We start from the raw sequence: 18595 nt of genomic DNA, 5'->3' as shown, positions 1-18595 counted from the left end.
TGCGTCAGCCGACGGTCAGGACGCGTCCCGCTCATGGAGCCGGCGGGCGGCGAGCAGCTGCGGGAGGTGGGTCTCGCTCCAGGCGCGGGCGGCGTCGAGCAGAGGGATCAGGGTGCGGCCGAGAGGAGTGAGGGCGTACTCGACGCGGGGTGGGTTCTCTTCGTACGCGGTGCGGGTGAGGAGGCCGTCGCGCTCCATCGCGCGCAGGGTCTCGGCGAGGACCTTGGGGGTGACGGCCCTGAGCGGGGCCCGGAGTTCGTTGAAGCGGCGCGGGCCCCCTTCGAGGCAGCGGATGACCATACCGGTCCACTTCTCCCCGACCCTGAAGGGCATCACGGAGGAAGGGCAGACAGGGGCGAACATGTCGGGGTCCAGCGGAGCCGAAGGGATGCCGTCCGGGGAGTCGGTCATCGGTCGAGGTTAGCGCCGATACCGTTGAAGTAGCCGGCCCCTGCGCCTCTAGCGTCCAGGTCAGGCATCGAACCGCGGTGCGTGGCAAGGAGGTCGGGCATGAGGGGGATCGTCGTCTTCGGAGCGGGCGGGCGGGCAGGGCGGGCCGTCACGAGGGAAGCCCGGCGGCGTGGGTTCGAGGTGACGGCCGTGGTGCGGGATCCGGCGCGCTACCCGGAACTCGGGGCGGACGGTGTCAGCGTGGTCCGGGGTGATGTGACGGATCCCGGTTCGGTCGGTTCCGTGGCGGGCGGGCACCTGGCCGCCGTGCACGCGGTGTCGCCGTTCAGCGGGCCGGAGCAGGGCTTCGACGCGCTCGACCCGGACTTCTTCGTGAAGGCGGCGGACGCGCTGCTCGGCGGGCTCACCGCGGCGGGGGTGCAGAGGCTGGTCGCCGTGGGACTGTTCGCGGATCTGCTCGGGGCGGACGGGCGGCCGGTGATGGACGACCCCGCGGTGTTCCCGCCGGAGATCCGGCCGTTCGCGCTGGCGCACACGGCGGGGCTGAACCGGCTGCGGGCGCAGGGGGACGGCGCCCTGGTCGACTGGGTGATGCTCACACCGGGAGGCGGACTGGAGGAGAGCGCTCCGCGCACCGGGCGTTATGTGCTCGGCGGGGAGCAGGCGCCCGTGGGGACACGTGTCCTGTCGTACGCGGACCTCGCGGTGGCGGTGGTCGACGAGATCGAGCGGCCCACGGCGCATCGGACGCGGGTGTCGGTGGTCGCCGCCGAGCAGGACGGCGCATAGGAGGCCGAGGAGGACAAGGCCGTGGTTCACGGCCCGCTCGCGGGAATGAACCCGGTATGTCTCGCCTCGCGACTCCCCCGCGCCGCACCGGGCTTCTCGTCGTCCAGCCTCTCAGGCGGAAGCAGTGCGCCGAGTGCCGGGGCGGGCCGTTGTCGCTGCTGGTGCTGGAGGAGGGGGCGCCGCGGTGTCTGGACTGCGCCGATCTCGGGCATCTGGTCTTCCTGCCGCGCGGCGACACCGCGTTGACGCGCAGGGCGCGGGAGGAGAGTGCGCTGTCGGCGGTGGTCGTCCGGTTCAACCGGCGCAAGGCGAGATACGAGCGGCAGGGCGTGCTCGTCGAGGAACAGGCGCTCACGCGGGCGGAGATGCGGTGCCTCGCGGACGCCGAGGCGCGGCGGCGGCGCCGGTCGCGGGACGCGCGGCGACGGGCGGCGGAGGACGTGCGGTTCACGGACACGTTCGCTGCGGAGATACGGCGGCTGTTTCCCGGCTGCCCGGCGGAGCGGGCGCAGGGGATCGCGGCGCACGCCTCGGTGCGGGGCAGCGGGCGGGTGGGGCGGAGTGCGGCGGGGCGGGCGTTGTCCGAGGGGGCGGTGTTCTCGGCGGTCGTGGCGTCCGTACGGCATCTGGACACGCCGTACGACCAGTTGCTGATGAGCGGGGTGCCGCGGCACGAGGCGCGCAGGCGGATCGCGGCGGCCGTGGAGAGGGTGCTGGGCGGATGGCGGGCGACGGAGGCCGAGGCCGGTTGAGGGCGAGGCCGCGGTCCCACGGCACCGCCGGGCTGTGCTCCCGTGCCGCCGCGCCCGGGAGGAGACCGGTGATGCGGAGGACGGCGGCAGGGGGAGGTTCTCCTCTTTGGACGCCGGCGTATGCCCCCGCGACCTTCGGCCATGGTGACCCTTCCCGTAGGGGAATTCACTTGTGGTGACGGTTGGTGCCGGGCAGGATCTCGGCTCGATGCGGGAGTTGACGACATGATCGAGGGACCGTACTTCGCACTGACGGTGCTGGGTGTGCTCGGCACCGGTCTGGTGGCCGGGGTCTTCTGCGCCTTCTCGACCTTCGTGATGAAGGGGCTCGCCGAGCTGCCGCCGTCGCAGGGCGTCGCCGCGATGAAGGCGATCAACGTGACCGCGCTGCGGCCCGCGTTCATGCTCGTGTTCGCCGGGTCGGCGGTGCTGTGCGCGGTGATCGCGGTGGTGACGTTCGTGCTGTGGCCGGACGAGGGGACGGTGGAGCTGCTGCTGGGCAGCGCACTGTATCTGTTCGGCTCGTTCGGGGTGACGATGGTCGCGAACGTGCCGCGCAACGACACGTTGATGAGGCTGGACGCGGGGACGGCCGAAGCGGCCGCGTACTGGCCGGAGTACGTGCGCGAGTGGACGGTCTGGAACCACGTCCGCATGGTCGCCTCGGGCGCCGCGGCACTGGCGTACGTGCTGGCCCTCACATAGCGGCGCAGGCACGGGGAAAGCCCCGAGGAGCCCGAGGAGCCGTCCGAAAGCGCTGTCCCCTCACCCTGGCCTCCCCCCTGCGCGAGTGGCCGACGGGACGTATCGTGGCCGAAAGGGTGCCGCCGATGACGCACGGCCCGTCGATGCCCACGCAAGGAAGACGGCCATGGCCGATCCCAAGGGATTCATGACCACCCCCCGCCAGGAGTGGCCCCGCCGGCCCGTCCAGGAACGGGTCGGGGACTGGGACGAGGTGTACGTCCCCGGGGCGTTGCTGCCCATCATCAACAAGCAGGCGGACCGCTGCATGGACTGCGGCATCCCCTTCTGCCACGACGCGTGTCCGCTGGGCAATCTGATCCCCGAGTGGAACGACCTGGTCAGCCGGGACGACTGGCGACAGGCCGCCGACCGGCTGCACGCCACGAACAACTTCCCCGAGTTCACCGGCCGGTTGTGCCCGGCGCCCTGCGAGGCAGGGTGTGTGCTCGCCATCAACCAGCCCGCGGTCACCATCAAGAACGTCGAGGTCGCGATCGCCGACCAGGCCTGGGAGCTGGGGTTCGCACCACCGCGACCGCCGGACCGGCTCTCCGGGCGCACGGTCGCGGTGATCGGGTCGGGGCCGACCGGACTCGCGGCGGCACAGCAGCTGACCCGGGCGGGGCACACGGTCGCGGTGTTCGAGAAGGACGACCGCCTCGGCGGGCTGATGCGGTACGGCATCCCCGCGTTCAAGATGGAGAAGCACCATCTTGAGCGGCGGATCGAGCAGATGCGGGCCGAGGGCACGAAGTTCCGTACGTCGACGGCGGTCGGGCGGGACATCGGGGCGGCGGAACTGCGGGCCCGGTACGACGCGGTGGTGATCGCGACCGGGGCCACGGCGTGGCGTGAACTGTCCGTACCCGGGCGAGAGTTGGCGGGCATCCATCAGGCGATGGAGTATCTGCCGCTGGCCAACCGGGTGTGCGAGGGGGACTTGGAGCGCTCCCCTGTCTCCGCCGCCGGGAAGCATGTCGTCATCGTCGGCGGTGGTGACACGGGGGCCGACTGCCTGGGGACGGCGGTGCGTGAAGGTGCCGCGTCCGTCAGCCAGTTGGACATCTACGCCCAGCCGGGCGCCGAGCGCGACGAGGACGCCGAACCCTGGCCGACGTATCCGAAGATCTACCGGCTGTCGGCCGCGCACGAGGAGGCCGGCGACCTCAGGACCGCGCCGGCGGCCCACGCGGACGCGCGGCTGTTCGCGGCGTCCACGCTCCGCTTCACCGGCGACACGGACGGGCAGGTACGGTCGCTGCATCTGGTCGAGGTCGACGCCGAGCGGCGGCCGGTGGCGGGCACCGGGCGGACGCTCCCCGCCGATCTCGTCCTGCTCGCCCTCGGCTTCTCCGGGCCGGACCGGGAGGACGGGCTCGTCGATCAGCTGGGGCTGGCGATGGAGCCGCGCGGCACGATCACCCGGGACGCCGACTTCGCGACGAGCGCTCCCGGGGTGTTCGCCGCGGGGGACGCCGCCCGGGGGCAGTCGCTCATCGTGTGGGCGATCGCGGAGGGGCGGGCGGTGGCGGCGGCGGTCGACCGCCATCTGACGGGCACTTCGCGACTGCCGGCGCCGATCGGGCCGTACGACCGGCCGATGACGGTGTAGCCGGGCCAAGCCGCGGACGGCGACGGCGGGCGCCACGGCCCGCCGGCCCCTCCCTCGTTCGGCTCCGCTCGTCCACGCCGTTCAGACCTGCGGCTGCCCGCCCGGCACCGAGCGGTCCGAGGCCGCCCCGCCGGCGTACGACGGGCTCGTCGTCGGATACACGACCTGGGGGACGGCCTCTTCGCGGGCGTCGTCCACCCCGCCCTCACCGAGCACGACCGTATGCGGCTGCGGGGCTGCCTGGAGGACGCGACCGTGGAACGCGCCCACCTCACGGTGATGGGCATCGGCGACGCGGACTCCGACGACGACTGATCAGGCATGAAGGACACATTTGCTTGTGTACACGGACAAGACGGCCAAGAGGGCCTCGGGTTACGCTGCCACGGCGCCTACGTCCCCTAGTCCCCCTGGTCGCTCATGGCTGTCCTCACCGCCGCCCTCCCCCGCCCTGCCGCCCTCCAGCGCCCGCTCCGGCGCCGCACCGTGCGGATCCTGCTGACCCTCCTCCTCGGTTACGCCATCCTGTGGGCGGCCGGCGCCGGAGGCATCCTGGCCCTGTCGTACTGGACGCGCCAGGAGACCCCGGCCCCGGCGGGAACCCGCACCGTGCAGGGCGTCCACAACTTCCAGCCGGTCGACACGCCGGGCCACCTGTGGCGCGGCGCCGCCCCCTCCCCCGCCGGGTACCGGACGCTCGCCGCCATGGGCTTCACCACGGTCGTCGACCTGCGCGCCGAGGACCTCAGCGCGCACCAGGCCGCCGGGCCGGCCGACGCCGGTCTGGACGTCGTACGACTGCCGATCCGTGACGGTCAGACGCCGAAGCCCGAGCAGGTCCGGCGCCTCCTGGACATCGTCGCCAAGTCGTCAGGACCCGTGTTCGTGCACTGCGGCGCGGGAGTCGGCCGCACGGGCACGATGGCGGCGGCGTATCTCGTGCAGACCGGCGAGGAGTCGTCCGCCGCGGCGGTCCGGCGCAATCTCGCGGTCGGACCGCCGTCGATCGAGCAGATCTACTACGGGCTGAACCTCAGCCGAAAAGAGGCGGCACAGCCGCCGCTGCCGGTGGTGGCGGTCAGCCGGCTGGTGGACGCGCCCCGGCGCATCGCGTCCTGGTTCTAGACTGCCGGTGTCGATCTCAACCATTGCTTAAACAGGCCTACTTCACAGCAACACCTCACGACAGCAGGAAGTCCGCCTCCCCGGCCTTGGCGCCCTCGATGAAGGCCGTCATCTCGTCGCTGGTGTAGATCAGCGCCGGCCCGTCCGGGTCCGTCGACTGACGGACGGCGATCCGCCCGTCGGCCAGCTTCATCGCCTCCAGGCAGTTGCCGCCGTTGCCGCCGCTCCACGGCTTGTGCCAGCCCTCGCTGCCCAACTCCCGCGCGGGCATGCCGTTGTAGACCGGTATGCGCGGTTTGATGCGATCCATTCACAGCTCCTTGCGGAGATCCCGGAGGATCTCCTTCGTGCGATGCGCCGTAGCGGCCTGCGCCGCCATGCGGTCCATGACCTCGAGATAGGTCGCCACCTCGGGACGCGCGTCGAGATAGACGGCGCCGGTCAGGTACTCGCTGTAAACCATGTCCGGAAGCTCCGGCACGGCGAATCGGAACAGCACGAAGGGCCCGTACGTGCCGGGGTGCGGCCCGTTGGCGAACGGCGCGACCTGCAGGGTCACGTTGGGCAGCTTCGTGGCCTCGAGCAGTTTGTCGATCTGGGCACGCATCACCTCCGGGCCGCCGACGGGGCGGCGCAGCGCGGTCTCGTCCACCACGGCCCAGAACCGCGGTGCGTCGGGACGGGTGAGCAGTTCCTGGCGTTGTACTCGCAGTGCGACATGCCGTTCGATGTCGTCCGGGCTGGTCTGGCCGATGGCCCCCGACTTCAGGACACCGCGGGCGTACTCCTCGGTCTGGAGCAGTCCGGGCAGAAAGTGCGGGTCGTAGGACCGGATGAGGCCGGCGGCGCCCTCGAGGCTGACGTACATCGAGAACCAGCCGGGCAGGATGTCGTGGAACCGCTGCCACCAACCGGGTTTGTTGGCCTCCTCGGCCAGCTCCACGAAGGCGTCGGCCTCCTCCTCGGAGACGCCGTAGGACTTCAGGAGCAGCTGGAGGTACGGGATCTTGAGACCGACCTCGGCCATCTCCATCCGGCGGACCGTGGCGGGGGCGACACGCAGGACGCGGGCGGCCTCCTCACGCTTGAGACCGGCGCGTTCGCGCAGGTCCAGCAGGCGCCGGCCGAGGACGACCTGGCCGACCGTCGGCGCGGACCGCGGCTCGCTCACCCTCCACCTCCCGGACGTCCCTGAAGGTCCGAAGACCCGTAAAAACCTGCGCAAAAGAATCCTGGCAGCCGGACGGCGCCATTCGAAGACCTATTCGAAGACCTGGTCGGATCTCCGGTGATCTCAACTGGCGCCGCTCGACATGCTGTTGCGAGCAGTGTGCCACGGCCTTCCAGACCGTCACACAGCACTCTGCATTTTTCAGAGTGACACTTGCCAAGTGTTCACGGCGGGGCGATAGTGGCAAGCGTGATTCCGTCCGCGCCCTTAGGAACAGACGCCGCCGCAGGCCCCCACAGCCTCGGCGCTGCTCCGGGAGCAACCCCTGGTGGGGTCGCTGCCGAGCGCCGGTTCCGGTTTGAGCTGGCCGCCCATCCGGGTTCTCCCGCCCAGGCCAGACGACTGACGCGGGCCCGGCTGAACGGCTGGTCGGTCTGCGAGGACATCTGCGATTCGGCGGCCCTGGTGGTCACCGAGCTGGTCACCAACGCGATCGTGCACACGGCGAGCAGCCACATAGTGTGCGAACTCCACGACGGCGATGAGCTGGTGCGAATAGCCGTGCGTGACGAAGGCTGCGCGCCGGGCGAGGTCCATCCGTCCGTGGCGCAGCGGGGCGAGGAGGAGCACGGGAGGGGATTGCTTCTCGTCGACGCCCTCTGTCACGCCTGGGGAGCCCATGAACACGGCCCCGGTCTGCTGGTCTGGGCGGAGCTCCCGCGCAAGGCCGACGCCCCGCGCCACGACTGCGGCCCCTGCAACGACCTGGGCTGGGGAGCGCGCCCCAAGCCCGGCCCCGCCGACGGCTCGGGCGGCGAGCACGACGACGCGGACGCGCGACACGACGGGACGGCGCGGCATCACGGGACGGGGGGTCCATGCCTGTGAGGCCCGCGACCGGCGGCAAGGTACTGACCCTGGACACGCTGGTCCGCCTCCGGCGCGGCCTGCACACCCCGGCCGCACCCCACCGCCTCCCTGTCCCCGACGGGATGACCACCCCCTTGGGCTGCGACGCGGTGGCGATACCCGCCCGCTTCGGTCCGCTGCTCATGCCCCGGCTGCCCCGTGCGGGGTGCGTCTACGCCGATGACACGCACTGGTGGTGGCTCGTCCCGTCGGACTCCGACTACGCCCTGGAGTGGCCCACTCCGGCCCAGTACGCCACCGGCGCGATCGTTCCGGACGCGCCGGTGGCCCCCGACCTCATCCACCGCCCCGCGGGCAAGCTTCCGTACACGCCGCCGATACCGCTGTATCTGGCACTGTGCCGGGTCACGGGGACCACACCGACCTGGTCGCGACCGATCAGCGCGTAGGTCTCCGACGGTCGACCGAGAAGACTGAGGACCTCGGGAGCCCGCGAGGCAGGCGAGACCGGGCATCGCCGTAGGCCTCCAGCGGGTCGGCCGTGAGGCGGAGCAATCGCGCATGGGGGCGCGGGCTGCGGGAGTCCTCCGAGGCAGGTCGGCCGGGATCGCTTCAGGCCTCCAGCGGGTCGGCCGTGAGGCGGAGCAATCGCGCATGGGGGCGCGGGCTGCGGGCGTCCTCCGAGACAGTCCGGCCCGGGATCGCCGCAGGCCTCCGGCAGGTCCGCCGCCAGGCCGGACGATCGCCCATCGGGATGCAGACCGCAGGAGCCTCCGAAGAGGGCCGGCCGGGGCTGGCCGTGGGCCTCCGGCCGGTCGGCCGTGAGGCGGAGCGATCGCACATCGGGGCGCGGGCGGACCACGAGAGTCTCCGAGGCAAGCCTGCTGGGGATCGCTTCAGGCCTCCGGCGCGTCCGCCGCTAGGTGGAGCAATCGCGCAGCGAGCCGCAGACCGCGGGAGCCTCCGAGGCGGCCCGGCCGTAGGCCTCCGGCCGGTCGGCCGTGAGGGGGGAGCGATCGCGCATCGGGGCGCGGACCGCGGGAGTCCTCCGAGACAGGCCAGCCGGGGATCGCCGCAGGCCTCCGGCAGGTCCGCCGCTAGGCCGGACGATCGCGCATCGGGGCGCGGACCGCGGGAGTCTGCGAGGCAGGCCGGCCCGGGATCGCCGTACGCCTTCGGCAGGTCCGCCGCCAGGCATTCGCGCTGCGGGGCGTGGGCCCCCGAGGTAGGTGTCCGGGGCGCAAGCCCCGCCAGGGGGCTCTCCGGCCCAGGGCGTACGCCCGCGCGTCGTCGGACATCCGTCTGCGCCCTGCCCCCGGCATCCCCCTCCCGCGATAGTGGCCCACGAGCGGGGGAGGTCGACGGTGAGGAAGAAGCGGGACGTCAGGGAGCCCGAGCTGTCCGAGTCGGAGCGGCTGCTCTTCGGTGGGCCCCTGCGGTACGACACGGGGTGGAACAGTCACTCCGAGGCCCGGTTGCAGCTGAGCTTCCGGGCCATGGTGCGCCAGCTGCCGGCGCTGCTCGCGCTGAGTTTCCGGCTGGCCTGGCAGGCGGACCGCACGGCCGCGCGGATCGTGCTCGGCGCCGAGGCGGGCCGGGGTCTGTCGCAGGCGGTGAGTCTGCTGGCCGTGAACAGCGTGCTGGGCCGGCTGATGGGCGGCGGATCGATCGAGGAGCGGCTGCACGGTGCCGTACCCGCCCTCGTCGCCATGGCCTGCGTCATGCTGGTCGCCGCGCTGCTGCGGGCCGCGTCCACGTACGCCACCGGCCGCCTCGAACCCAAGGTCGAGCGCGTCGCCACCGAGCGGTATCTGGAGCGGGCCGCTGCCGTGGAGCTGGCCGCCATCGAGGACCACGCCTTCCACAAGCTGCTGGACACCGCCCAGTACGGCGCCAGCTCCGCCCGCCGCATGATCGCCTACGCTACCCGGGTCATGAACGCGGCGATCTCCCTGATCGCGGCCGCCGGTGTCCTGACCGTGCTGCACCCCGCCCTGCTCCCGCTGCTGGTGACCATGACGCTGCCCAGCGCCTGGAGCGCCCTGACCGTCGCGCGCCGCCGGTACGAGTCCTTCCACACCTGGGTGCAGCACGCCCGCGCCGGCCACCTCCTCAGCGGGCTGCTCACCGAGCCGGAGTCCGCGCCGGAGATCCGTCTGCACGGCGTCGGACCCTTCCTGCTCCACCACTACCGCGCGATGTCGGAGGTCGCGGAGGCGGAGCAGGCCCGACTGGCCCGGCTCGCGGCCCGCACGGGACTCATCGCGGCGTCCTGGACCGGGATCGCGACGGTGGCGACGTACGCGACACTCGGCGGTCTGCTGCTCGCCGGCGCCATGGCACTGTCCGTCGCGGGCACGGCCGTGATCGCGATCCGCTCCGGCTCCTCCAGCCTCGACAGTCTCGTCCTGGAGCTGAACCAGCTCCACCAGGAGGCCCTGTTCGTGGGCGATCTGCAGCGGCTGTACGTCGAGGCGGAGAAGCGGGCGATCCCGGTCGGCGGGCGGGAGCTGCCCGAGGATCCCCGGGAGATCCGCTTCGAGAACGTCACGTTCAGCTATCCGGGTGAGTCCACCCGGCCCGCCCTCGACGACATCACCCTGGCTCTCCCCCTCGGCCGGATCGTCGCGCTCGTCGGCGAGAACGGCTCCGGCAAGACGACCCTCGTGAAGCTGCTCTCCGGTCTCTACACGCCCGACCGGGGCCGGATCCTGTGGGACGGGGTGGACGCGGCCGGTGCGGACCGGCGGCTGCTCGCCGAGCGGATCGCGATGGTGGCGCAGGACTTCAAGAGGTGGCCGTTCACGGCCAGGGTCAATGTGGCGGTGGGCCGCTCGGCCGCGCCCCTGACGGAGGAGCGGCTGGCCGAGGCGGTCGCCGAGGCGGGGGCCCAGGAGGTGGTGGCCGATCTGCCGCGCGGCCTGGACACGCTGCTGGCCCGCCACTTCAGCGGCGGGCACGAGCTGTCGGGCGGGCAGTGGCAGCGCCTCGGTATCGCCCGGGCCGCGTACCGGCGCGGCCGCATCCTCATCGTGGACGAGCCGACGGCGGCCCTGGACGCCCGGGCCGAGCTGGAGGTCTTCGAGAAGATCCGGGCCCTGGCGGGCACGGGACAGACGGTGGTCCTGATCACCCACCGGCTGGCGTCCGTGCGCCACGCGGACCTGGTGCACGTCCTGGAGCAGGGCCGGCTCGTGGAGTCCGGCACACCGGAGGAGCTGCTGGCCACAGGCGGGGTCTACGCGGAGCTGTACTCGCTCCAGGCGGACCAGTTCACCGCGCCGAAGGCGAGCTGACGCTCACGCCACGGCGGTGACCTCGGCGCCCCGCACGATCACCAGGAACGCGTCCGTCGCCAGGTCCATCACGACCTCGGCGGCCAGTCCTTCAAGTCGTCGCGCGTGCGCGAATTCCTCCGCCGGCCACGAGCCTCGCGGCCCACCTGCGGAAAAGCGTCCGAGCACGGTTCGCCCGTTCACCATCCTGCACCTCCGATAGAGCGTCGTTCCTTTCAGGAGTTAACGCTCTGGAGAGCCTGAACGGCTCGGTGAGTTGCGGGACTGAGACGTAGCTGACACGGATTCAGCGCGCAGCGTGAGAAGTCGGTTACCGAACGGTCACTTCCCTTACCGTTCGTGTCATTCCTCGTACTCATCGTGATAGCGAACGCACTCGCTCCCCGCAGGCGCCCCCAGCGCTGACGCGCGCCCCTTCGGCTCCTCCCACTCCTCCTGCCGGCCCAGCGCGGTGAGATCCAGGAGGCTGGTGGTGGAGCCGAGTCCGTCGAGACCTCGTTCGTACGTCGAGTAGGTGTGGAAGACCCGGTCGCGGTCCCGCAGGAAGCAGCTGATGCCCGGCCGCTCGAAGGGCTCCCCCTCGTGCTCCAGGGTCACCTCGAAGTCGTGGTTGAAGTCGCCGCCGAACGACGAGTACCAGGGCACGGTCCATCCCATCCGCGCCTGGAACGGCAGGATCCTGGTGTACGGCGCCCGGGACACGGCCGCGAAGGTCGTCCCGCGTGCCTTCAGATGCGCGAGATGCCCGATCTGGTCCAGGAACGCCGAACAGCTGCGGCAGCCCGCGTCCCATTCGGGCGCGAACATGAAGTGGTAGACGACGAGCTGGTCCCGGCCCTCGAACAGGTCGACCAGCGTGGCCTTCCCGTCCCCGCCCTCGAAGACGTACTCCGCGTCGATCTCCACCATCGGCAGCCCGCGCCGCTCGGCGTTGAGCGCGTCACGCGCGCGCGTGGCCGCCTTCTCCTTGACCAGCAATTCCCCGCGCGCCGCGCGCCACTGCTCGCGCGAGACGACCTCCGGAAGCGACATGGCCCCTCCTGCTGCGACGGTCCGTTCCGAGTGCTGACCGGAGGCGGAGGCGGAACTCATCGCCGTACCGCAAGTTTTTTACGTGTCGTAGTCCTGAATGCGCTTTCCGTGGCCGCGGTCGAGGAGGGCGGGCATCCGCCGGCCCAACTCCCGGACGACTTCGGCCACATCGAGGGTCAGCAGCTCGCGGTCGCGCATCAGGATCCGGCCGTCGACGATCGTCGTGCGGACGTCGGAGGAGCGGGCGCTGTGCACGAGGGTGGCGGCGAGGTCGTGCACGGGCTGGGTGTGCGGTCCGGTGAGGCCGACGAGGACGATGTCGGCGCGGCGGCCGGGGGCGAGGGTGCCGAGGGTGTCGCCGAGTCCGACCGCGCGGGCGCTCTGGAGCGTGGCGTGGTGCAGGGCCTGGCGGGAGGTCAGCCACCGCGGGTCGCCGGTCGTGGACTTCTGGACGAGGGCGGTGAGCGCCATCGACTCCCATACGTCGAGGGAGTTGTTGGAGGCGGCGCCGTCCGTGGCGAGTCCGACGGGGATGCCGAGGTCGCGCAGGGCGCCTACGGGTGTGGTGGTGGGCCAGGCGAACTTGAGGTAGCCGCGGGGTGCGGTGGCGACGGCGACGCGGCCGGAGGCACCGGCGAGAACGGGCAGGTCGCGGTCGAGGATGCCGGTGCCGTGGGCGATCAGGACGTCGGCGTCGAGGATGCCGGTGCGTGCCAGGACCTCGATGGGGGTGACACCGTGGCGTTCGAGGCTGGTCTCCGCCTGGTCGCGGTTCTCGGAGGCGTGGAGGTGGACGGGCAGGCCGTGCTCGCGGGCGAGTGCGGCGGTGGCGGCGAGGTCGTCGTCGGTGACGGTGTAGGGGGCGTGCGGGGCGAGGGCGGTGGTGACGCGGCCACCGGCGGCGCCTCGGTGGCGTAGCGCGAACTCCAGTGACTTCTCCCGCCCTTGGGGGCCCTGGGACGAGAAGTAGGCCTCGCCGAGATGAGCACGCATCCCGCACTCCTCGACGACGGAGGCGACGGTGTCCATCGAGAAGTAGTGGTCGGCGAAGCAGGTGACACCGGCGCGGATCATCTCGGCGCAGGCGAGCCGCGCGCCCAACTCCACGTCCCTCGCGGTGAGGTTGGACTCGATCGGCCAGACGACGTCGTTGAACCACTCCTCCGTGGGCAGATCCTCGGCGACGCCGCGCAGGGCGACCATCGGGGCATGGGTGTGGCAGTTGACAAGTCCGGGGAGCGCGACTTGTCCACGGGCATCGAGGTGTTCGACGGCGGGCGGGCTCTCGGGGGACGTCGTGACGGACTCGATGACTCCGTCTCGTACGACGATCGTGGCGTTCTCCTCGAACCCGACGCGCTCCTGATCGTCGTGCACGAGAACGGTGCATCCGGTGATGACGAGGTCGGCGGGAGAGTCGGTCATCACGCCAACGTACGACGGGGTCCTCGCGCCGCGTGAGCCGAACCGCGCATCCTGTCCCGACTCTGTCGTGAGGTCGGCCGGACGAGCACCCTGGCCTCACCACGGCATCTGGAAGGGGGTCCGGCATGCTCATCGGCACCTGGAACCTGGAGAACCTGTACCGGCCCGGCGGCCCGTTCGGCCCCAGGGACAAGGCGGCGTACGAGACGAAGCTGGCCGCTCTGACCGAGGTGATCACGGAGCTCGATCCGACGCTGCTGGGCGTGCAGGAGGTCGGGGAGCCGGAGGCGCTGCGGGACCTGGTCGGCATGCTGGGCGGCGACTGGCACACCGCGCTCTCCCGGCACGCGGACAGCCGGGGCATCCGGGTCGGCTTCCTCAGTCGCATGCCGTTCGAGGTGCTGCACGACACGAAGGGGTTCCCGGTGAAGCTGCGCCCGGTGCAGGGGGACGACAAGGGGCTCGAGGTGGCGGAGGCGGGCCGCGGCTTCCTGGCGGTGGAGGCGGCCGTGGAGAGCGGGCCGCTGCGGGCGGCGGTGTGCCATCTCAAGTCGAAGCTGCTGTCGTATCCGGGCGGCCGGTTCCAGCCGCGCGACGAGGGCGAGCGGGCCCGGTTCGGTGCGTACGCGCTGTACCGGCGGGCGGCGGAGGCGGCGTCCCTGCGCGCGCTGGCCGACGAACTGCTGGACGGTGACGGCCGTGAGCGGGACGTGGTCGTGCTGGGCGACCTCAACGACGAGGTCCAGGCGGCGACCACACAGATCCTGCTCGGCCCGCCCGGCTCCGAACTCGGCACCTCCGCCTTCGACCGGCCCGACGGGGGCGATGCGGTACGGCTGTGGAACGTGGCTCCGAAGATCCCGGCCGAGCAGCGCTTCTCCCGTGTCAACTCCGGGCGGCGGGAGTTGATCGACCACCTGTTGCTGAGTCGTCGGCTGGTCGGCCGGGTGACGGCGGCGGGGACGGGGTTGCCGGGTGAGGGGTCGCTGCGGCGGGGGTGGCGGGGTCGGATCACGCTCCGGTGTGGGTACGGGTCGCGTAGCGCGGCTTTGGCGGGGCGCAGAGGCGTCGTGGGGCCGATTCGACATTGGCGGGTGCGGGCCCGCCGTGGCTGGTCGCGCCCACGCGGCGGTAGCCGCACATCGATACAGCCCCGCGCCCCTTAGGTGCGTTTCCCGGCCCGGTGTCATACAGCCAAGGGCAGTTCGGGGAGGCGTAGTCCCACCCGTTCGCGGTCCTCGGCCAGTTCGCCCAGCAATTCGTTGAGGCGTTCGGTGTGGCGGGGTGTGAGGCGGCCCGAGTCGTCGAGGTGGACCGCGCAGGCGGTGGTGGTGTCGACGAGGCGTTCGAGGGTGGTGACGATGTGGTCCGCGCCTTCCGAGTGCCGGGCGAGGGCGGGGAGTTCGGCGGCGGCGAGGGCTATGGCGGTACGGGCCTCGGCGAGCGTGCGGTAGGCCTCTCGGCGGAGGGTCCAGCGCAGGGCGCGGGGGTCAAAGTCGCCTCGCAGGTCGGTGTGGGCCTCGCGCAGCACGTGGTCGAGGTACGCCTGGGCCGCGCGGCTCGCCGCCGTGAGCCGGGCGCGCACCGTCCCGCCGCGCTGTCCCGGCATCGGGAGGTGGCCGACGAGGAGGACGATCGCGCAGGCCAGCAGGGTCTCGCCGATCCGCCCCGCGGAGGCCTGCGGTTCGCCGCCGACCATGACCAGGGCCAGGATGAGGACGGTGACGACGGCGGTCTGGGCGGCGAAGTGCCGGGTGGCGACCGGGATCAGGGCCCCGCTGACGGCGACGAGCGCGATGAGCCCCTCGGGCCGGGGCAGCACCGCGGCGAACCCGGCGAAGACGAGCGCACCGAGCACGGTCCCCGCGGCCCTGCACAGCACCCTGGAGGCGAGCGGTCCGAGGTCGGGCTTGACGAGGAAGACCGCGGTGGCGGGCAGCCAGTACCAGTGCTCGTGCTGCCCGTACCAGCGGGCGTGGTGCAGGGCCTGTGCGACGGCCGCGCTGGCCCCGAAGCAGAGGGCGACCCGCAGCCCGTACTCGCGCCCACCGGCCCCGAAGACGGCCCGCAACAGGTCCTTTCCGGTACGCCGGCGGGTGTGCAGGTCGCTCCCCTCGGCCTGGTCGAAGGCCTCGGCGGCGCGCAGCAGGGCGTCGTCGAGGGCCCGCAGGGCGGGTGCGGAACGGGTGGGCGCGGGCAGCGGTCCGGTGTGCGTGTTCTCCCGTACGGCGGTGGCGAGCCGTCGGGGTCCCGCGGCCGCCCGCCCGGAACCGTCCTCTCCCGCCCACGCGAGCGCGGTCGCGGCCTCGGCGAGCGGGAGCGCGGCGGTGTACTGCGCGTGCAGCCGCCGCTCGGCGGAGGAGCTGGCGTAGCGGCGCAGCCGCGGTCCGGCGAAGGCGTCCTGCGCGTGGTCGAGAGCGGCGGTGAGCGCGACGCGCCGGGTGGTGGCGTGCGGGGTGCCGACGGCGTCGAGCAGCTCTGCGACGGCGTCGTAGACCACCGCCACGGCCTCCCGCTCGCCGTCGAACCGGAAGTCCCCGGCGAGGGAACCGGGCGTCGGCAGCGCGAGCCGCAGCCCGAGCAGCCAGCCGGCCCCCACGAGATAGGCGAGGGCGCGCTGCCACCCCTCGTCCGGCAACGGCATCCCGGCGCCGATGGCGCACGCGACGAGCAACTGCGTACCGGCTCCGGAGGCGACGGGTCCGATGGCGCTCACCCCGCCCGCGACGAGCCCGACGCCGGTGAGGAGCAGGCTGAGCGTCACGGCCCCGAGATGATCACCGGCGTACGTCCCGGCGAACAGCCCGACCGCTCCGGCCAGGGCCGGCATGCCGAGCCGCTTGACGGAGGTCCGTCGGCTGCCGGGGCGGTCGTTGATGCCGGCGAGCATGGCGGCGATGGCGGCGACGACACCGAGCGAGGTACGGCCGGCGAGCACGGCGGCGAGGAGGAGCAGCCCGGCGGACAGCGCGCCCCGCGTGACGGCACTCCATGGGACGGGGCCGCGCTGGGCGCGCAGGGTGTGGTCGAGCCAGGGCGGAAGGGATCGCGGGGTGGCGCGGGACACAGGGCTCCTGTCGGCTGGTCGAGGGCGGGGGGCTGCCTTCGGGCGACGGTGGCCGGGCTGTCGGTGTCCACGTTAGATCGCGTTTTTGGAGAGGATGGGGCCGTCGTATTTCGGGGATGTGACGGTTGGCCGGAGAGGCGGGTTCTTTATGAACACAACTCGCGGCGGACCGCTGGGCGCATGACGGAAAGGGAGCGGGCCCGAGGGCGTAGCCTGCCCCCGGGCCCTGTGAATGCCGTCCATTTCGCACGCCGGCACACTTGAGAACCCAGATCAGTCGTCATGTCGTCGCGTCCTGCCTTTGGACCACCGCACATCGAGCTGTGCGGACTGGACTTGAACCAGCATCTCGACGCCCTGGGTCTGGGCCCGGTCGATCCGGCGATCGACGGCGAATACTGAATCTGGAGCAAGAGTCTGAGATTGATCGCGGTCTGCCTCTGCCGGTTGGGCTACCGCGGCGCGTGATAGTGCCGCGGGGAGGACTCGAACCTCCACTGGAACCGCGCAGTCACGACAAGCTTCAGCTTCAGCTTGCGCTCCTCGCGCACCCCGGCCGCAAAGGACCGGGGATTCTCTGAGATTACCCGAAGAGGTAACCGAACACGCCGTCCCCGACCCGCTGATCGACGACATCCACGCCGTTCGCCTCTTCCCGGGCGAATTTCACGGCCTGCTGCAACTTCTCGACCCGGTCGAGGAGTTCATTGACGCGCCGCGCCGGAAGCGCACCGGAGAACTTCACGGTGGTCCAGTATCCGATCGGGATGTCCTCGTAATAGACCTCGACCTGAGCGGGATGCTTCTCGGTCGCCTCGGCCTTCACATGGTTGCGGGGCACCTTCTTCGTACGGAGGGTCCGCACCGGCTCGGTCTTCCAGGAGTCGGTGGACGGGTCCTGCACCCACCCCTCGGAGGCGTCGAGCACGGGCAACTTCCGCACGAACGTGTTGAGATCGACGAGCTGCTTCTCCAGGAACAGCAGATACGACACCGGCACATCGGCGACGAGCACCCGCCCGTCCACCTTCACGTCCGCCCGCGCGTCGCAGTTGGCCCAGTCCTTGGTGGCGGTCACATCGAACAGCCGCGTCAGCGTCGCCGCGGTGTCCCGCAGCACGTCCTCCGCCTTCACCTGCACCCGGGTCGACTCGGGCGGCAACTGCTCGCCCTCCTCGTCCTTCGGCTGATACGTACGCGAGATACCGGCCAGCAACGCGGGCTTCTGCAGCCCGTGGTGAGCTGCCGTCAGGTCCTGGTGCGCCTTGGACTTGACGCCTTTCTCGACTGCGATGATCTGATTGAGTTTCGCCACGTCAGGGACGTTACCAGCGACACCGGCCGCATTTCGAAGGGTTATTCGCAAGCGGAGGCCGGCAGGAACGGGCGCCTAGGCATCCGCGCGCTGTTGCCCACCGGCCTGCTCGAAGAGCGCCTGAGCGTGATCGGCCGCCTGGTGCAGCGCGGCCGGGCCCTTCCCTTTGGACAGTGAGGCGATGACACCGTCCACTCCCCGCAACCCCGCCCGCTCCAACAACCGTTTCTCATTGGTCACCCACTCCCCCCCGCCCCGCCAGCACCCCGTGCGCCGCCTGCATGGCGGCCGTGGCGATGGCGCCGGCGAGTTCGGTGACGCGGCCGGACGGGGCGTGGGCGGACTTGGCGTAGGCGAGGGTGGCCCGGGCGGTGCCGTGCCAGCGTTCGGGGGCGGAGGCCCGCAGTTTCTCGGGATACGCGGCGGGCTTCGGCAGTTCGCCGCGCAGCACCTGGTTGACGGCCAGCTCCGCCACCACCAGGTAACTGGGAATCCCCGCGAGATGGAACATCAGCGGCTCCACCCGGAAGCGTCCCGCCTGCGCTTCCACCAACTCGTGCTCCACGACGTCGAGATCGCGGTAGTGCACATCGACTCGGCGCCCGTCGATGGTCAGCCACGCGCCCCCGTTGAAGACGCCACCACCCCAGCCGCCGACGTCCGACACCTCGCCCTCCCAGCCGAGGGCACGGAGGTCGGCGGGGTCGAAGGGGCCGCGGTAGTAGACGGCGAGGTCCCAGTCGCTGTCCGGCCGGTGCGTGCCCTGGGCTCGCGAGCCGCCGAGCGCCACGGCGTGGACGGTGGGGAGGGCGGCGAGACGGTCGGCGGTGGCGTCGAGGAAGACGGGGTCGGGGACGACCGGGTCGGGGAGAGTGGGCATGGGCGGCAGCGTAGGTGGGCGGGTGACGTGGCTCCACGCAATTGCGCGCCCTCACATCGACGGCCGAAGTCGTCGTCCCCCACGGCGACTTGCCCTACTGTGG

General features: G+C 71.8%; 17 protein-coding genes and 2 pseudogenes. 9 read left to right on the top strand and 10 right to left on the bottom strand.

The genetic code is table 11. From position 1 onward, the window contains the following. Positions 1-15: 15 nt before the first annotated feature. Positions 16-411 (bottom strand): winged helix-turn-helix transcriptional regulator, encoded by a 396-nt coding sequence (locus QF037_RS35085; protein ID WP_307032168.1) that lies wholly within the window; start codon positions 409-411, stop codon positions 16-18. Positions 412-510: 99 nt separating this feature from the next. Here QF037_RS35085 and QF037_RS35080 point away from each other — a divergent pair, with 99 nt between their 5' ends. From QF037_RS35080 to QF037_RS35065, 4 genes are all read left to right on the top strand, one after another. After that, positions 511-1200, top strand: coding sequence for an NAD(P)-dependent oxidoreductase (locus QF037_RS35080; RefSeq protein ID WP_307032166.1), 690 nt, complete (start codon positions 511-513; stop codon positions 1198-1200). A gap of 56 nt (positions 1201-1256) precedes the next feature. After that, entirely contained in the window at positions 1257-1952 is a 696-nt protein-coding gene (locus tag QF037_RS35075) for a DUF2293 domain-containing protein (protein ID WP_307032164.1), read from the top strand. A gap of 225 nt (positions 1953-2177) precedes the next feature. Beyond that, entirely contained in the window at positions 2178-2657 is a 480-nt protein-coding gene (locus tag QF037_RS35070) for an anthrone oxygenase family protein (protein ID WP_307032162.1), read from the top strand. A gap of 166 nt (positions 2658-2823) precedes the next feature. After that, positions 2824-4311: a glutamate synthase subunit beta gene (locus QF037_RS35065; RefSeq protein ID WP_307032160.1), complete on the top strand. Its 1488-nt coding sequence runs from the start codon at positions 2824-2826 to the stop codon at positions 4309-4311. Positions 4312-4392: 81 nt separating this feature from the next. On the opposite strand, the gene QF037_RS35060 is transcribed toward QF037_RS35065, so the two are convergent. After that, positions 4393-4527: a hypothetical protein gene (locus QF037_RS35060; RefSeq protein ID WP_307032158.1), complete on the bottom strand. Its 135-nt coding sequence runs from the start codon at positions 4525-4527 to the stop codon at positions 4393-4395. Between the two features lie 204 nt (positions 4528-4731). Here QF037_RS35060 and QF037_RS35055 point away from each other — a divergent pair, with 204 nt between their 5' ends. After that, positions 4732-5436, top strand: coding sequence for a protein-tyrosine phosphatase family protein (locus QF037_RS35055; protein ID WP_307032157.1), 705 nt, complete (start codon positions 4732-4734; stop codon positions 5434-5436). A gap of 55 nt (positions 5437-5491) precedes the next feature. Here the strand turns inward: QF037_RS35055 and QF037_RS35050 are convergent, their stop codons facing one another. Continuing rightward, complete coding sequence (locus QF037_RS35050; RefSeq protein WP_266828603.1) at positions 5492-5746, bottom strand: DUF397 domain-containing protein; 255 nt, start codon at positions 5744-5746, stop codon at positions 5492-5494. Next, a complete protein-coding gene (locus tag QF037_RS35045; protein WP_307032155.1) occupies positions 5747-6607 on the bottom strand; it encodes a helix-turn-helix domain-containing protein in 861 nt (286 codons plus the stop codon). 240 nt (positions 6608-6847) lie between these two features. On the opposite strand from QF037_RS35045, the gene QF037_RS35040 reads away from it, so the two are divergent. The 3 genes from QF037_RS35040 (at position 6848) to QF037_RS35030 (ending at position 10773) form a co-directional block, all read left to right on the top strand. Further along, positions 6848-7495 carry an ATP-binding protein gene (locus QF037_RS35040; protein WP_307032153.1) on the top strand — a complete coding sequence of 216 codons (648 nt, stop codon included), beginning with the start codon at positions 6848-6850 and terminating at the stop codon, positions 7493-7495. Then, the gene (locus QF037_RS35035; protein WP_307032151.1) at positions 7486-7926 is read left to right on the top strand and encodes a hypothetical protein; all 441 of its coding nucleotides are present in this window, start codon (positions 7486-7488) and stop codon (positions 7924-7926) included. Before QF037_RS35040 ends, QF037_RS35035 begins: the two co-directional genes overlap by 10 nt. 915 nt (positions 7927-8841) lie before the next feature. After that, complete coding sequence (locus QF037_RS35030) at positions 8842-10773, top strand: ABC transporter ATP-binding protein (protein ID WP_307032150.1); 1932 nt, start codon at positions 8842-8844, stop codon at positions 10771-10773. A gap of 3 nt (positions 10774-10776) precedes the next feature. Here the strand turns inward: QF037_RS35030 and QF037_RS35025 are convergent, their stop codons facing one another. The 3 genes from QF037_RS35025 to QF037_RS35015 all read right to left on the bottom strand — a co-directional run bounded on the left by QF037_RS35025 (position 10777) and on the right by QF037_RS35015 (position 13230). After that, positions 10777-10959, bottom strand: coding sequence for a hypothetical protein (locus QF037_RS35025; RefSeq protein WP_307032148.1), 183 nt, complete (start codon positions 10957-10959; stop codon positions 10777-10779). A gap of 156 nt (positions 10960-11115) precedes the next feature. Then, complete coding sequence (locus QF037_RS35020) at positions 11116-11805, bottom strand: DUF899 domain-containing protein (protein WP_307032146.1); 690 nt, start codon at positions 11803-11805, stop codon at positions 11116-11118. 78 nt (positions 11806-11883) lie between these two features. Beyond that, positions 11884-13230: an amidohydrolase gene (locus tag QF037_RS35015; RefSeq protein ID WP_307032145.1), complete on the bottom strand. Its 1347-nt coding sequence runs from the start codon at positions 13228-13230 to the stop codon at positions 11884-11886. Positions 13231-13355: 125 nt separating this feature from the next. Between QF037_RS35015 and QF037_RS35010 the strand changes: the two are divergent. Further along, positions 13356-14272 (top strand): annotated as a pseudogene (locus QF037_RS35010) (endonuclease/exonuclease/phosphatase family protein). 144 nt (positions 14273-14416) lie between these two features. On the opposite strand, the gene QF037_RS35005 reads toward QF037_RS35010, so the two are convergent. The 3 genes and pseudogenes from QF037_RS35005 to QF037_RS34995 all read right to left on the bottom strand — a co-directional run bounded on the left by QF037_RS35005 (position 14417) and on the right by QF037_RS34995 (position 18492). After that, positions 14417-16297 carry an FUSC family protein gene (locus tag QF037_RS35005; protein WP_307032144.1) on the bottom strand — a complete coding sequence of 627 codons (1881 nt, stop codon included), beginning with the start codon at positions 16295-16297 and terminating at the stop codon, positions 14417-14419. 583 nt (positions 16298-16880) lie between these two features. Further along, positions 16881-17612 (bottom strand): DUF7873 family protein, encoded by a 732-nt coding sequence (locus QF037_RS35000; RefSeq protein ID WP_307032143.1) that lies wholly within the window; start codon positions 17610-17612, stop codon positions 16881-16883. A 75-nt stretch (positions 17613-17687) separates the two neighbouring features. Then, positions 17688-18492 (bottom strand): annotated as a pseudogene (locus QF037_RS34995) (nucleotidyltransferase domain-containing protein). Between the last annotated feature and the right edge of the window lie 103 nt (positions 18493-18595).

This window comes from Streptomyces canus, from assembly GCF_030815415.1.
Lineage (GTDB): Bacteria > Actinomycetota > Actinomycetes > Streptomycetales > Streptomycetaceae > Streptomyces > Streptomyces canus_F.
Note: the sequence above shows the minus strand (reverse complement) of the source record. Positions and strands in the feature narration are given on the sequence as shown.

What these genes read in the sequence shown, in the direction of transcription:
- QF037_RS35015 (WP_307032145.1), bottom strand. Translation starts at nt 13,230, where the DNA reads ATGACCGACTCTCCCGCCGACCTCGTCATCACCGGATGCACCGTTCTC.
- QF037_RS35035 (WP_307032151.1), top strand. Translation starts at nt 7,486, where the DNA reads ATGCCTGTGAGGCCCGCGACCGGCGGCAAGGTACTGACCCTGGACACG.
- QF037_RS35055 (WP_307032157.1), top strand. Translation starts at nt 4,732, where the DNA reads ATGGCTGTCCTCACCGCCGCCCTCCCCCGCCCTGCCGCCCTCCAGCGC.
- QF037_RS35065 (WP_307032160.1), top strand. Translation starts at nt 2,824, where the DNA reads ATGGCCGATCCCAAGGGATTCATGACCACCCCCCGCCAGGAGTGGCCC.
- QF037_RS35070 (WP_307032162.1), top strand. Translation starts at nt 2,178, where the DNA reads ATGATCGAGGGACCGTACTTCGCACTGACGGTGCTGGGTGTGCTCGGC.
- QF037_RS35050 (WP_266828603.1), bottom strand. Translation starts at nt 5,746, where the DNA reads ATGGATCGCATCAAACCGCGCATACCGGTCTACAACGGCATGCCCGCG.
- QF037_RS35080 (WP_307032166.1), top strand. Translation starts at nt 511, where the DNA reads ATGAGGGGGATCGTCGTCTTCGGAGCGGGCGGGCGGGCAGGGCGGGCC.
- QF037_RS35020 (WP_307032146.1), bottom strand. Translation starts at nt 11,805, where the DNA reads ATGTCGCTTCCGGAGGTCGTCTCGCGCGAGCAGTGGCGCGCGGCGCGC.
- QF037_RS35075 (WP_307032164.1), top strand. Translation starts at nt 1,257, where the DNA reads ATGTCTCGCCTCGCGACTCCCCCGCGCCGCACCGGGCTTCTCGTCGTC.
- QF037_RS35025 (WP_307032148.1), bottom strand. Translation starts at nt 10,959, where the DNA reads ATGGTGAACGGGCGAACCGTGCTCGGACGCTTTTCCGCAGGTGGGCCG.
- QF037_RS35085 (WP_307032168.1), bottom strand. Translation starts at nt 411, where the DNA reads ATGACCGACTCCCCGGACGGCATCCCTTCGGCTCCGCTGGACCCCGAC.